The sequence below is a fragment of the Pseudomonas sp. R84 genome, from assembly GCF_009834515.1.
Taxonomy (GTDB): Bacteria; Pseudomonadota; Gammaproteobacteria; order Pseudomonadales; family Pseudomonadaceae; genus Aquipseudomonas.
Genome location: NZ_CP019426.1, coordinates 3,721,065 through 3,734,365, shown reverse-complemented (window position 1 = coordinate 3,734,365; position 13,301 = coordinate 3,721,065). Strand labels below are relative to the sequence as shown.

12 protein-coding genes are annotated in these 13,301 nt (G+C 59.7%); 1 reads left to right on the top strand and 11 read right to left on the bottom strand.

What is annotated here, in order from left to right; genetic code table 11:
* Nucleotides 1-65 precede the first annotated feature (65 nt).
* The 7 genes from PspR84_RS16430 to PspR84_RS16400 all read right to left on the bottom strand — a co-directional run bounded on the left by PspR84_RS16430 (nucleotide 66) and on the right by PspR84_RS16400 (nucleotide 9,285).
* The gene (locus tag PspR84_RS16430; RefSeq protein ID WP_160058201.1) at nucleotides 66-1,703 is read right to left on the bottom strand and encodes an ATP-binding cassette domain-containing protein; all 1,638 of its coding nucleotides are present in this window, start codon (nucleotides 1,701-1,703) and stop codon (nucleotides 66-68) included.
* A gap of 144 nt (nucleotides 1,704-1,847) precedes the next feature.
* A complete protein-coding gene (locus PspR84_RS16425) occupies nucleotides 1,848-2,885 on the bottom strand; it encodes a DNA topoisomerase IB (RefSeq protein WP_160058199.1) in 1,038 nt (345 codons plus the stop codon).
* Between the two features lie 72 nt (nucleotides 2,886-2,957).
* A complete protein-coding gene (gene modC, locus PspR84_RS16420; RefSeq protein WP_160058197.1) occupies nucleotides 2,958-4,037 on the bottom strand; it encodes a molybdenum ABC transporter ATP-binding protein in 1,080 nt (359 codons plus the stop codon).
* A 3-nt stretch (nucleotides 4,038-4,040) separates the two neighbouring features.
* The gene (gene modB / locus PspR84_RS16415) at nucleotides 4,041-4,721 is read right to left on the bottom strand and encodes a molybdate ABC transporter permease subunit (RefSeq protein ID WP_160058195.1); all 681 of its coding nucleotides are present in this window, start codon (nucleotides 4,719-4,721) and stop codon (nucleotides 4,041-4,043) included.
* A gap of 1 nt (nucleotide 4,722) precedes the next feature.
* Nucleotides 4,723-5,490, bottom strand: coding sequence for a molybdate ABC transporter substrate-binding protein (modA, locus tag PspR84_RS16410; protein ID WP_160058184.1), 768 nt, complete (start codon nucleotides 5,488-5,490; stop codon nucleotides 4,723-4,725).
* 193 nt (nucleotides 5,491-5,683) lie between these two features.
* Nucleotides 5,684-6,748 (bottom strand): nitronate monooxygenase, encoded by a 1,065-nt coding sequence (locus PspR84_RS16405; protein ID WP_160058182.1) that lies wholly within the window; start codon nucleotides 6,746-6,748, stop codon nucleotides 5,684-5,686.
* 98 nt (nucleotides 6,749-6,846) lie between these two features.
* Nucleotides 6,847-9,285, bottom strand: a complete 2,439-nt coding sequence (locus PspR84_RS16400; protein WP_160058180.1) for an autotransporter — start codon at nucleotides 9,283-9,285, stop codon at nucleotides 6,847-6,849.
* A gap of 187 nt (nucleotides 9,286-9,472) precedes the next feature.
* Between PspR84_RS16400 and PspR84_RS16395 the strand changes: the two genes are divergently transcribed.
* On the top strand, nucleotides 9,473-10,456 hold the full coding sequence (locus PspR84_RS16395; protein WP_160058178.1) for an MDR family oxidoreductase: 984 nt from the start codon (nucleotides 9,473-9,475) through the stop codon (nucleotides 10,454-10,456).
* Nucleotides 10,457-10,483: 27 nt separating this feature from the next.
* Here PspR84_RS16395 and ada read toward each other — a convergent pair whose 3' ends face one another.
* From ada to PspR84_RS16375, 4 genes are all read right to left on the bottom strand, one after another.
* Nucleotides 10,484-11,551 carry a bifunctional DNA-binding transcriptional regulator/O6-methylguanine-DNA methyltransferase Ada gene (gene ada / locus PspR84_RS16390; protein WP_160058176.1) on the bottom strand — a complete coding sequence of 356 codons (1,068 nt, stop codon included), beginning with the start codon at nucleotides 11,549-11,551 and terminating at the stop codon, nucleotides 10,484-10,486.
* A gap of 87 nt (nucleotides 11,552-11,638) precedes the next feature.
* Nucleotides 11,639-12,304 carry a DNA oxidative demethylase AlkB gene (gene alkB, locus PspR84_RS16385; RefSeq protein WP_160058174.1) on the bottom strand — a complete coding sequence of 222 codons (666 nt, stop codon included), beginning with the start codon at nucleotides 12,302-12,304 and terminating at the stop codon, nucleotides 11,639-11,641.
* Nucleotides 12,305-12,309: 5 nt separating this feature from the next.
* Nucleotides 12,310-13,020, bottom strand: coding sequence for a 2OG-Fe(II) oxygenase (locus PspR84_RS16380; protein ID WP_160058172.1), 711 nt, complete (start codon nucleotides 13,018-13,020; stop codon nucleotides 12,310-12,312).
* Between the two features lie 94 nt (nucleotides 13,021-13,114).
* The gene (locus PspR84_RS16375) at nucleotides 13,115-13,291 is read right to left on the bottom strand and encodes a hypothetical protein (RefSeq protein ID WP_160058170.1); all 177 of its coding nucleotides are present in this window, start codon (nucleotides 13,289-13,291) and stop codon (nucleotides 13,115-13,117) included.
* Between the last annotated feature and the right edge of the window lie 10 nt (nucleotides 13,292-13,301).

Sequence of the window (13,301 nt, the reverse complement as noted above, 5' to 3'; positions counted from 1 at the left end):
ACCGCAGCTGATTCGTGTCAGATCAACTATAGAAGCCCTTGGCAAACGTGCAAAAAATAGACAGCTCAGCTCATCGGTTTCCAGCGCCAGCCTTCGCGGTGCCAGGTCAAATCATGGCTTGGGTTTAACGCCCGTAGAAATGCCTGATCGTGGGAAACCACGACAATCGCTCCAGGAAATGTCCGCAAGGCTTGTTCGAAAGCTTCCACTGAAGCCAGATCAAGATGATTGGTGGGTTCATCCAGCAGCAGTAATTGCGCAGGCGTCTGGCGCCACAGCGCCAACGCAAGTGCAGCTTTCAGTCGTTCACCACCACTGAGGGCAGCGCAAGGCCGGGTGGCACGTTGCGCATCCAGTTGCAGTTGAGCGAGGAAGGTGCGCAACGTGCCTTCGCTCAGAGGCGTTTGCTGTGCCAGCAATTGATCAACAATGGATGTATCGGGATCCAGCAGTTTCAGCTGTTGATCGAGAAAGGCAAAAGGCACATGCGTGATGCACTCGCCGCTCACGGGTGCCCACTCGCCAGCCAGCAATCTCAACAGCGTTGATTTGCCGCAACCGTTAGGACCGCTGACAGCGATGCGCATCGGCCCTTGAATGGCGAGATCAAGTCGAGTGCTGAGCGCATCTGCCGGCAACCATGGCAAGCAGGCGTTGATTAGCGTGCTCACCCGGCGGTTATTCGGAACCACACTGCCCGGTAGATTGATCAGCACGCTGTCGTCCGTCAGGACATTGGCGTACGCCTCACGAACGCGCTCATCCAGATCGGATTTGCGTGCCTGATGGCCGACCTTTACGTGTCCCACGATGTCCCGCGCGGCCGCTTTCATCGCCGCCCGTTCGAAGCCAGAAGCGTTGGCAGTTTGCGCATTGCGCCGGCTGCCAGCCGCGTGGCGCTGAATCGTATCGTGCTCGCGCTGCAGTCGCGTACGTTCGCGCTGACGCTCGCTGAGAGCCTGATCAAGTTGCGCCTGCGCCGCTTGTCGATGTACTCGGCGATGCTCGGCGAATTCCGAAAACCTGCCGCTGAAAATGGTTGCCCCCAGAGGCGTAAGTTCGACGATTCGCTGCATGTGTTCCAGCAGTTGCCGGTCATGGCTGACGACAATCAGCCCGCCATGCCAGCGATCAAGCGAGCTCATCAGCCATTGTCGACCGGCGGTGTCGAGGTGATTGGTGGGCTCGTCGAGCACCAGCAATTGCGCCTGCCTCAACAGCGCACCGATCAGGGCAATTCTGGCTTGCTGACCACCGCTGAGGTGTTCCGTCAGATCCGCAGCATTGATGTCGGCCAACCCGGCATCATCGAGCATCTGCCGCAAGCGCTCCGCCAGATCCCAGCGTTCGCCGATCAAGTCGAAATCTTCGGTTATGGCACAGCCGAGTTTCAGTCGTTCCAGCGCGCTGAAAACTGTGGCCGTCCCTGTCGCGTCGGCTACGGTTTGCCCAGATGTGGTGATGAAGGTTTGTGCAACGTAGTGTGCAGAAGTCGAACGTATCACGCTGCCGGAAGTGGGTTGCAAATGCCCGGCGATCAAGCGTGCGAGCACACTTTTGCCAACACCATTGCGCCCGACGATAGCGGTCGGTTGACCATCGAAATTGAGGTTCAGGGCTTCGAACAGTGTTGCGCCGTTGGCGAACTGAAAACCCAGTTGATTCAGGGAAACGAGTATGGTTGTACGCGAGACGTGAGTCATCGGCACCTCGAAAAAATGTCGTGAAAACTGACAAGCGCCTGAGGCGGCGTGTCGCGATTACATTTTTAGAAGGCTGAGTTGTTCACTTCTGCGGTCGTCCGAAAGAGGGGAAGGTGGCTAGCCTAGATGGCGCGGCGCAGCAGATCAAGGCACGTCGGTCATTTCGCTCATTCGCTCAAGAAACATCGCCAACGCCACTTCCTCGGCACGCAAGCCCTTGCGCACGCGCGGACGTGGCAGTTCAGCGAGGGCGCCGAGCATGAATTTTTCTACCACGGCGGGGTGGATGTAGCATTTTCGGCAGACCGCCGGGGTGTTGCCCAACTGCTTGGCGACGCCTTTGACCATCTCTACCACATGCCGTTTGGCTTCGGTCTCCGACTCCCATTGCAACTCGCGCAACACCGCCAGAGCCAAAGCGCTACCGGCCCAGGTGCGGTAATCCTTGGCGGTGAAATCGGCGCCGGTCAGGGTTTGCAGGTAGGCGTTGACGTCAGAGGAGCTGACAGAGTGTCGCTCGCCGTTTTCATCCAGGTACTGAAACAGGTTCTGTCCCGGAATCTCCAGGCAACGCTTGATAATCCGGGCCAGGCGTCGATCCTTGACGGTGATCTGATGCTCAATGCCGCTCTTGCCGCGAAACTGGAACAGGATCGCGCTACCGTTGACCTCGACATGTCGGCTACGCAGGGTGGTCAGGCCGTAGGAGCGGTTGTCGCGGGCGTATTGCGTGTTGCCAACGCGGATCAGCGTGGCATCGAGCAGGGTGATCACCGTAGCCATGACCTTGTCGCGACTGAAGCCGGGCGCCGCCAGCAGCGCTTCCAGTTGCTTGCGCAATTTAGGTAACGCCAGACCGAACTCGCGTAGCCGCGAATACTTGTCGGCATCGCGCACTTCGCGCCAGCGCGCGTGATAGCGATATTGCTTGCGGCCACGGGCATCACGCCCGGTGGCTTGCAGATGACCGCGCGGGTCGGGGCAGATCCACACGTCGGTATAGGCTGGCGGCACCGCGAGGGCATTGATGCGTTTGATTTCGTCCGGATCGTTGATGCGTTGGCCCGAAGGTTCGAAATAGCTGAACTTGCCACGCAGTTTTTTGCGGGTGATACCGGGCTGGGTGTCATCGACGTAATGCAGGTCGGATGGCAATTCGGCGATCAACTCGGTGTCGGGCATGGCGGTTTCCTTCGATGGCGCGGCGGTCTGTAAAACGATTGACCGCACGCCATCGCCGTCGTGCCGAATGATTCAGGCGAGGACCGCGACCGCTTTGATCTGCGCCCACAATCGCTGGCCCGCGTGCACGCACAATTGATCTCTGGAATAACGCGTGATGCGCGCGAGCAGCGGGGTGCCGCCCGCATCGAGACGAATCAGCACGTGCGAGGCGTTGTCGGCTGATTGTTCACTGATCACTGTCACCGGCAGTCGATTAAGAATGCTGCTGAACTCGCTGTTCTGCAGGGTCAGGCTGATATCCCGGGCGTGTACTTTGCAACGCAGTGTCTGGCCGACCTTCATCGGTGCATGTGTTACGCGAATGCTCATCTCGGTGGCCGGCAGTTGCAGGCTCAGGAGCTGATATTGCGCATCGTAAGCACTGACCTGGCCTTCAATGATCACACCCGCGTCATCGCCCATCGCCATCGGCAGGTCGAGGCGCGCGAGGGTTTCACCGATCGGGCCGCTGGCCAGCGCTTTACCTTCGCTGAGTAACACCAGATGGTCCGCCAGCCGCGCAACTTCGTCCTGCGCATGGCTGACGTACAACAGCGGAATTTCCAACTCGTCATGCAGACGTTGCAGATACGGCAGGATTTCACTTTTGCGCTGGCTGTCGAGAGCGGCCAATGGTTCGTCCATCAACAGCAGTTTCGGGCTGGTCAGCAGCGCGCGGGCGATGCCGACGCGCTGGCGTTCGCCACCTGACAGATGCTGAGGATGGCGCTCTAGCAAATGACCGATGCCCAAGAGTTCGGTGGCCTGCGCCATGTCGACCCGACGCTGGGACTTGGCGATGCGCTTGAGGCCGAATTGCAGATTGGCCAACACCGACAGGTGAGGAAACAGGCTGGCTTCCTGAAATACATAGCCGAGCGCGCGTTTATGTGGCGGGACGAAAATGCCGTTGTCGCTGTCCTGCCAGACTTCGTCGTTGATCTGGATAAAGCCCTGTTCGGCGCGTTCTAGCCCGGCGATGCAACGCAGGCAGGTGGTTTTACCTGAGCCGGAATGCCCATAAAGCGCGGTCACGCCGCGTCCCGGCAAGTTCAGGTCGACGTCGAGGTTGAAACCCGAATAAGCAATGTTCAGACGTACATCAATCATCAATCAGCTCCAGCCTGCGCGGGTCTTGCGGCTGGAGTACAACGCCAGCAACACCAGAAACGAGAACACCAGCATCGCCCCGGCCAACCAGTGCGCCTGGGCATATTCCATCGCTTCGACGTGGTCGTAGATCTGTACGGAAACCACGCGGGTCTTGTCGGGAATGTTGCCGCCAATCATCAGTACCACGCCAAATTCACCAACCGTATGTGCGAAGCCAAGAATAGCTGCGGTGATAAATCCGGGGCGCGCCAGTGGCACAATCACGCTGAAAAATGTGTCCCAGGGATTGGCGCGCAAGGTCGCGGCCACTTCCAGAGGACGGGTGCCGATCGCCGAGAACGCGTTTTGCAACGGTTGCACCACGAACGGCATGGAATAGATCACCGAGCCGATCACTAGCCCGGTAAAGCTGAAAGTCAGGGTGCCCAGGCCCAGCCATTGGGTGAACTGGCCGAGAAAACCGTGCGGCCCCATCATCAGTAACAGATAGAAACCTATTACGGTCGGTGGCAGTACGAGGGGCAGGGCGACGATCGCCCCAATCGGGCCGCGCAACCACGAGCGGGTACGCGACAACCACAGGGCAATCGGAGTGCCGATAACCAGCAGGATCGCGGTGGTCAGGGACGCCAGTTTCAGGGTAAGCCAGATCGCCGCGAAATCGGCACTCGTCAGCGACATTTTAGAGCTGGTAACCGTAGGACTTGATCACCGCAGCGGCTTTCGGGCCTTTGAGGTATTCAACCAGTGCCTTTGCAGCGGCGTTGTCTTTGCCTTTATTCAGAATGACCGCGTCCTGTTTGATCGGGTCGTGCATGCTCGCAGGGACGATCCATGCCGAACCGCTGCTGACTTTGCCGTCCTTGTAGATCTGCGACAGGGCGACAAACCCCAGTTCGGCGTTGCCGGTGGAGACGAACTGGTAAGCCTGCGTGATGTTCTGGCCTTCAACGATCTTGGCTTTGGTGGCTTCGGCCAGTTTGAGTTTTTCCAGCACTTGCGTGGCGGCCAGGCCGTACGGCGCCGCTTTCGGGTTGGCGATGGACAGGTGCTGATACTCGTTGTTTTTCAGCACCTCGCCTTTGGCATCGACATAACCTTCTTTCGCCGACCACAACGCCAGGGTGCCAATGGCGTAGGTGAAGCGCGAACCTTTGACGGTGTCGCCTTCTTTTTCCAGTTTCTCCGGGGTGGTGTCGTCAGCGGAGAGGAACACTTCAAATGGCGCGCCGTTCTTGATCTGGGTGTAGAACTGGCCGGTGGCGCCGTAGGCGGCGACCAGTTTGTGCCCGGTGTCTTTCTCGAAATCGGCGGCGATGGCCTGGATCGGCGCGGTAAAGTTGGCTGCCACCGCCACCTGTACTTCATCAGCCTGAACAGTGCCGATGGCGAAGACGGCGAGCAATGAGGCCAGGCAGGTAGGGGCAAAACGTGATGCGCGAGTGGTCATGTAACAGCTCCGTTGTTGGCGGGTGCAGAGGGCAGTTGTTGTTGGAGGTGGAGGTGGAGGTGGAGGTGGAGGTGGACTGCGCCGATGCGAGGGTGTATTCGCTATATAGAGAAATATATAGCGAAATACCGCCAAACAGGAAGTGTTGGTTAAAGCCAAAGTGAGGATGCTTGAATCCTCACTCCGTTTAGCGTCACTGGCGAGTGAGTTTTGCCAATGCACCTTCGGCCAATTGCCGGGTCAGTTCAGCGCTGCCGATGTCTTGGCCGAGAGTGAATGCCTGACCCGCCCAGAGGTTGGCAAATTCGGCTTCGTTGATCGCTCGCAATGGCATCAGTGCACCACCGGCCAAGGGAAATGCAGGTGCCGTCGGCGACATCGGACCCAGCTCACGCATGACGCGGTTGAGAATACCCCGCGCTGGTCGCCCGGTAAAAATATTGGTGATCGCCGTTTCGCTCTCTTTGGCGGTGCGCAGCGCTTTGTGGTGAGCTGCGCTGACTTTCGCTTCCGGCGTGAACAGATAGGCTGAGCCGACCTGTACTGCCGAAGCGCCCAGCAAGAACGCCGCCGCCACACCGCGAGCATCGGCAATCGCCCCGGCAGCGATCACCGGCACTTTCACCGCATCAACCACCTGAGGCACCAGGGCAAACGTGCCGACCTGACTGCTCAGATCATCACTGAGAAACATGCCGCGATGCCCGCCGGCCTCGTAGCCCATGGCGATAATCGCGTCGCAGCCGTTCTGTTCCAGCCAGATCGCTTCATCGACCGTCGTGGCCGATGAGAGAATTTTCGCCCCGGTTGCCTTGACCCGCTCGAGCAAGGATTTCTCTGGCAGACCGAAATGGAAGCTCACGACTTCAGGTCGAAACTCTTCCAGCACTTCACAGGCTGCCGCATCAAACGGTGCCCGATTGGACACCGGAGTCGGTGCAGTGAAATCCACGCCCAGTTCGCGGTAATACGGTTCCAGCAAATGCTTCCAGTCACTTGCACGTTGCTCATCGGCCGGCGGTGGCTGATGGCAGAAGAAGTTGACGTTGAAGGGCTTGTCGGTGTGCTGGCGAATGGTGTTCAGCTCTTCGCGCAATTGCTCGAGGCTCAGCATCGCTGCCGGCATCGAGCCCAGGCCACCGGCATTGCACACGGCGATTACCATGGACGAATTTGTCGCGCCGGCCATCGGGCCCTGGATGATCGGCAGTTCAATGCCGAGCAGGTCAAGAATGCGCGTGTCTGGCCATTGGCTCATGAAGGCGGTACTCCAAACTATGAAAGGCAAAGCCGGTTTTTTAGCAGTAAAAGCGGATCCGCAGCCAGTTCGAAATTCAGAACAACCCGTGCAGTTTTTCAGCGTCGATGAAATCCACCACCGCCTCCGCCGCCAAACGAGTGATTCATGAATTGCGAGGAGTTGTGAAAATTGTTGGTGCGCTGGTTGCCGAAATTGCGTGCGGCGGATTCACGGTTGAGGTTCTGCAACTGCGCATTGTTATTGACCGGTGCCGTGCGAGTCGCGCCGCCCCCGACCATCGATTGCCAGCCGTTGTCGGTCTTCTTGTACACGTTGCCGTCGTGTCCCGCGTAGACGTTGTCGCCCACGCGTGCCGCACCGCCATTGCGCCCGCGAACACCGCCATATTGAGTGGTGTTGCCGGTGTTGGGGTTGTACACGGCACCACGATTGGCGGTGACCTGCGTGCCGTTACGCGCATTGCCGGCGGTAACGCGTTCGCCGGCAATGGCGCCGCCGTTTGGCCCGACTGCCACGCCACTGCGCCCTGCTGCGTAGTTGCCGGTGTAGACGTTATGCACGGCACCGCGTTGACCGGCAGCCGCGACGCCAGTGCGTGAGTTATAGGAAGAACCCACCTGACCGGCCCAGCGATTCCCGGTCCAGGCGTTGTACCCAGCGCCCGAGCGACTGACCGTCGCGAGATTACCCCACTGATGGTAGATATTACCGGTGGTACCGGCCCAGCCACCCGGACCCCAGGCCACCGCGCCACCGCGATAACCGTAAGCGGCGCCACCCCAGGCCAGTGGCGCCGGATACAGGTGCGGTCCCCAGGCGTAACCCCAACCGTAATTGCCCCACCACGGGTACGCGCCCCAACCCCAGCCCATCGCCACGGTGCTGCCGCCCCAGCTCCAGCCGAAACCGAAACCGAAGGTCCAGCCCGTCCACGGCGTGTAGCGAATGGCGACGCCGAAACCGTAAGTCACCGGCGCGCCATACCAGACGCCGCCCACCCAAGGCGTGTAGGGATAACCGGTGCCATACACCACGACGCCCGTGGCCGGATCCAGATTTGAACCCTGATAACCCGGCGTGTAGCCGACCACCACGGTATCGCCGCTGGACTCGTAGACTTTGACGTAGGTGAGGTAATGCATGGGCGAACTCGGTGGGATCGAATAGATCACCGCCGGCACCGAGCTGGCCACAACCCAGGGGCCGGTTACGGTAGTGGCAGTGAACCAGATACCGTTTTCCACCGCGTACCAACTGTCGTTGTCGACACGGATGATGGGCGTGGCGCTGTTGACCACATATTGCAGGGTTGTCGTGTTGATAGCCTTGAGCTGCGGTTCGCCATCGAATTGTGGCGTGGTCATTTTCACCGCGCTTTTTTTGATCGCCGACGTCTGTGGAATGGTCGCGGCAATCGCCGCTTCCTTGGCTTGCGGGGTGCCGGCAACCGAGGCTTTGACGTTTTCTTTCGGGCTGTCGTCGGGGATGTTGGCGAAATCTGCCGGAAGCTTGTCTGCAGGGGTGAACGTCCACGGGCCATTCATATCGGTGGCGCGAAACCAGCGCCCGGAGATCAGCACATAGCTGTTCTGGTCACCGATTTCCTTGAAGATGTGCCCGGTGGTATTGGTGACATACAACAAGCCTGTGCCCTGAATCGGCGACCATTGCACCGCGCCGTCAGTGACCAGCAATTCAGTCGGCGTGGTCGCGACGAAAATCTTTGGCTGTGGTGGCTTGGCAAGGCTGGGGACCTTGTCTTTCGGGTCGCTTTGTCCGGTCAGCAGATCCACTTGCCGGCTCTGAATGGCGGTCTGCTTGGCTTTCTCCAGTTCTGTCGACGGTGAGGCCAGGCGCGTGTAGGCACCATCGAGCTGGTCGGCGACCATCCAGCCATCGAAGACGTGCAGATAATGTTTGCCTTGCGCGTCCTTCAACAATAGCGGTCGCGTGTTGATCACCCGCTGCAGCGCAGTACCCTCTACCGGTCGGTAGGCCGCATCGCCATCGATATAGACGAGCAGGGCGGGCACGTCGGAACTGATGATGGTCGGCGGTGTGTTTTCCAGGGGGGCGCTGTCAGCTTTCTGCTCGGCGGACAGTACACCGACGGCCGCTTCGAGTTGATCCAGCGAGATGGTTTTCTTGCGGTTCCCGGCATCTTTTTGCAGTGCCGCGACCCATGTGTTGGCTTGACTGGCATCGGCCGGGAAGTCGGCTTTGATGATCTTGTACTGATCCAGCGCGACCCAGCGTGTGGTCTTGTCGACCAGCGTATGCGCGCTGAATTGCACGATCCCGTAGGTCGATTTGCCATCGGCAGCGGTGGCTTCGACGGCTGCGCGAGCATTGAGGGTGTAGCCGTCCCAGCTGTCGAGTTGCGGTTGGTACACCGTCAGTTTCGCCTTGCCGCTAGTGATGACTTGCGGCCAGGCCGGCTCGCTCGGAGCCTCGCTGGCTGGCGCCGCCCAGGCACTGCCGAATGTCAGCAGGCACAGCATCAACATCGCGAAGAACGAGCGCGGGTAAGACATTGTCAGCTCCATCGACAAAGCGGTTTCTGAAGAAATAACGGCGAAACCACGACCGTCGAAAAAGCATAGTCGCCCGCCATGGAAATACTCGGTGGATTCGCCGATTGGCGCAAAGTCGAATGTGGCAGGGTGTTGCGATGTGGTATTTCAAGGCACGACATTCTGAAAACAGTTCTGCGAGGCAGTCATGTTCAACGCCATTGTGATCGACAAAGACGACAGCGGTTACCGCGCCAACCTGCAGCAAGTCAACGAAGAGCAATTGCCCGAAGGCGATGTCACCGTGGCTGTTGCGTACAGCACGCTGAACTTCAAGGATGGTCTGGCGATTACCGGCAGTAGTCCGGTGGTGCGCAAGTTTCCGATGGTGCCGGGGATCGACCTGGCGGGCACCGTAGAAGCCAGTTCGCACCCCGACTATAAGGTGGGTGATCAGGTGGTGCTCAATGGCTGGGGTGTCGGTGAGAATCATTGGGGCGGTCTGGCGCAGAAGGCGCGGCTCAATGGCGACTGGCTGATTCCTTTGCCCAAAGCCTTTACCGCGGCGCAAGCCATGGCCATCGGTACGGCGGGCTATACGGCGATGCTGTGCATTCTGGCGCTTGAGCGTAATGGTGTGACGCCGGATCAGGGCGAAGTGCTGGTGACGGGCGCCAATGGCGGCGTCGGCAGTTTTGCCATCGCGCTGCTGAGCAAGCTTGGCTATCGCGTCGTCGCCTCCACTGGCCGGGTCTCCGAACATGAATATCTGAAGCAGTTGGGCGCTGCCGAAATCATCGACCGGGCAACGTTGTCAGCGCCCGGCAAACCGTTGGCGAAAGAGCGCTGGGCGGCGGTGATCGATTCGGTCGGTAGTCATACTTTGGCCAATGCCTGCGCCAGTACTCGCTCTGAAGGCACGGTCGCGGCATGTGGTCTGGCGCAAGGTATGGATTTCCCGGCTTCGGTCGCCCCGTTCATTCTGCGCGGCGTGACCCTGGCCGGTATCAACAGCGTCACCCAGCCCAAGGCGCGCCGTCTGAAGGCGTGGGATCGTCTGGCCAAGGATCTGGATTTCTCCTTGCTGGCCTTGATCAGCCATGAAATAGGCCTGACTGAAGCCATCGATGCAGCGCCAAAACTGCTCGCCGGGCAACTTCGCGGACGGGTTGTAGTTGACGTCAATCGCTGACTGCCGCCGACGGGGAGGGAGGTCCGCTCAAGACGTTGTCTCGCGCTCCAGCAACTGACGCTTGCGCTCGACGCCCCAGCGATAGCCCGAAAGATTGCCATCGCTGCGCACCACGCGGTGGCAAGGAATCGCCACCGCCAGACGGTTAGCCCCGCAAGCCTGGGCCACCGCGCGCATGGATGTCGGTGCGCCGATGCGCTGGGCAATCTCGGCGTAGCTGGCCGTCTGGCCCGCCGGGATCTCCCGCAGCGCCTGCCACACGCGTTCCTGAAACGCCGTGCCACGCACGTCCAGCGGCAGATCCAGGCCAATCTCCGGAGCTTCGATAAACCCCACCACCTTGGCGATCAGTTGCTCGAATCCGGTATCGGCGCCAATCAGGTTGGCTTTGCGGAACTGGTCCTGCAGATCGCACACCAATTGATGCGGATCGTCTCCCAACAGAATCGCGCACACACCACGCTCGCTTTGCGCCACCAGAATCGCTCCGAGCGAACATTGGCCGACGGCGAAGCGGATGTCGTTGTTCTTCCCGGCCGCGCGATAGTCGCCGGGTTTCATCCCCAACAAATGATCCGCTGATTCATAGAAACGGCTATTGGAATTGAAACCGGCTTCGTACAGCGCATCGGTTACCGAACCTCCGACCGCCAAGCGCTCACGGACTTTGCGCGAGCGATGGGCCGACGCGTAGCCCTTGGGCGTCAACCCCGTCGCGGCTTTGAATACGCGATGGAAATGAAACGGACTCAGGCCGGCGGTTTGCGCCAGTTCGTTGAGCGTCGGCAACGTCTCGGCGGATTCGATTTGGCGGCAGGCAATGGCGACGGTGGCGGCATGCTGCGCGGCCACATCACTCTGATCTTTGCTGGCACGCTTGCTCGGGCGATAGCCTGCGGCTTCGGCCTGTTCAGCCGTATCGAAAAACACCACGTTCTGTGGTTTCGGCAAACGTGAGAGGCTGCTCGGGCGGCAGTAAATGCCTGTGGTTTTCACCGCGTAGACAAATTGCCCGTCCGCCCGTGAATCTCGCGCAACCACTGCGGCCCAGCGTGGATCGTTTTCAATCTTGACGGGGGGCGAAAGCGTTTTCATGAGGGGTTATCCGTTGACCTGTTTGATTCAGGTTAACCAGCGTCGCAAGGCACAACACTCCGGGCCTTGCGGTCAAACTTTTGCAGGTTATCCGGCGACGCGAAAGGTCAGATTGATCCGCTGTTCACCCAGGCGTGGATGCCGACCCTGCTTGATCGGCAACACCCCGTGATAGCGCAAGCGATCAACGCCGCCCCAGATCACCATGTCGCCATGCAGCAAGGCAATGCGCTGGCTCTTGTCGCTGCGATTGAAGCCGCCGAACAGGAACATTGCCGGCAAGCCCAGTGACAGCGAAACGATCGGTGCGCTGTAGGCGTTTTCGTCTTTGTCCTGGTGTAATGACATCTTGGCACCGGGGACATAGCGGTTGATCAGGCAGGAATCGGCGTTGAAGTCAGCAAATCCGGCCTGTGCCGCTGCCGACTGCGCCAGCTCCGAGAATACGGCCGGCATCGCTGGCCATGGCAAATCACTGAGCGGGTCGACGCTGGAGTAACGATACCCGTGGCGATCGGTGATCCAGCCCAAGGCGCCGCAGCTGCGGGTGCCGACCGACATGCTGAAACCTCCCGGTGTGACCATGTGACGCAACGGCGCTGCGGCAAGAATCGCATCCAGCGCCGGGAGGAGCTGGTCGACCAGCGGCTGGGCAAAACCGTGCAGCACCCACGATTGCTCGCCAATCTGTTCGGTGCGGGGGCGTTGCTCGGGTTCATGATCGGCGAACAGATCGAAAGTGTTCGGGGGCATGGTGGTCAGGTGGCGTCGTGAAAGATGATGCCTAGGGTATGCCTTTTTCCACTGTGCAGGCGACTGACGCCGTGACGCATGGTCACCCGATAATCACCGCGTACACCTTTGACCGGGCGCTGGTTGACGGCAAAGATCACTGCGTCACCTTTCGTCAGGTCCAGCACGTGCGGGCGAGATTGCATGCGCGGGCGCTGCTCGGTGAGCACGAATTCTCCTCCAATAAAGTCTTGCCCGGGTTCTGACAGAAGAATCGCCACTTGCAGCGGAAAAACCGCTTCGCCGTACAGGTCCTGATGCAGGCAGTTGTAGTCCTGCGGACCGTACTGCAACAAGAGAGGGGTAGGGCGTAGTTGACCGGCGGCATGGCAGCGCTGAAGAAATTCGGCGTGGCTCGCCGGAAAGCGCTCGGCCAGGTTCATGCGTTCGTACCAGCGATTGGCCAGCGTAACCAGGCGCGGGTACAGCGCGCCGCGAAGGCGTTCTACCGCTGTCGGCAGGGGATAACGAAAGTACTTGTATTCGCCGCGACCGAAACCGTGGCGGGCCATGATGACCTGCGAGCGAAACGGTTCGGTCTGCGGATACAGCGCACTCAAGTGATCACAGGTTTCGGCCCGCAGCAGCGAACGGATGATCGCGTAGCCGTGCTGATCCAGTTGCTGCTCAAGACTTGCCCAGTCGAGCGAATCCAGCCGGGAAGGTGACATCGACATGCTGACTCCTTGACGCTTGGTCGAAGAAAGTCAGTCTAGGCAGGGCCTCGCGGCAGAACACTCCGCCGCTTGCGGTCGAATTCGCTGACGATGCTTACAGCGCTTTGCTGACGGCGATGTCGCTGATCACGTCGTCGCTCTGGCCGTGAAGGGCATCCAGAGCAGCCTTGGCTTCTTCTTCAGTGCCGTTTTCCAGTTGCGCAAAGTCGAAGCGGCGCTCGCCGTTGAGTTTGTACTTGATGACGTATTTGGTCGTTTGCGCCACGGTCATGCATTCCTTT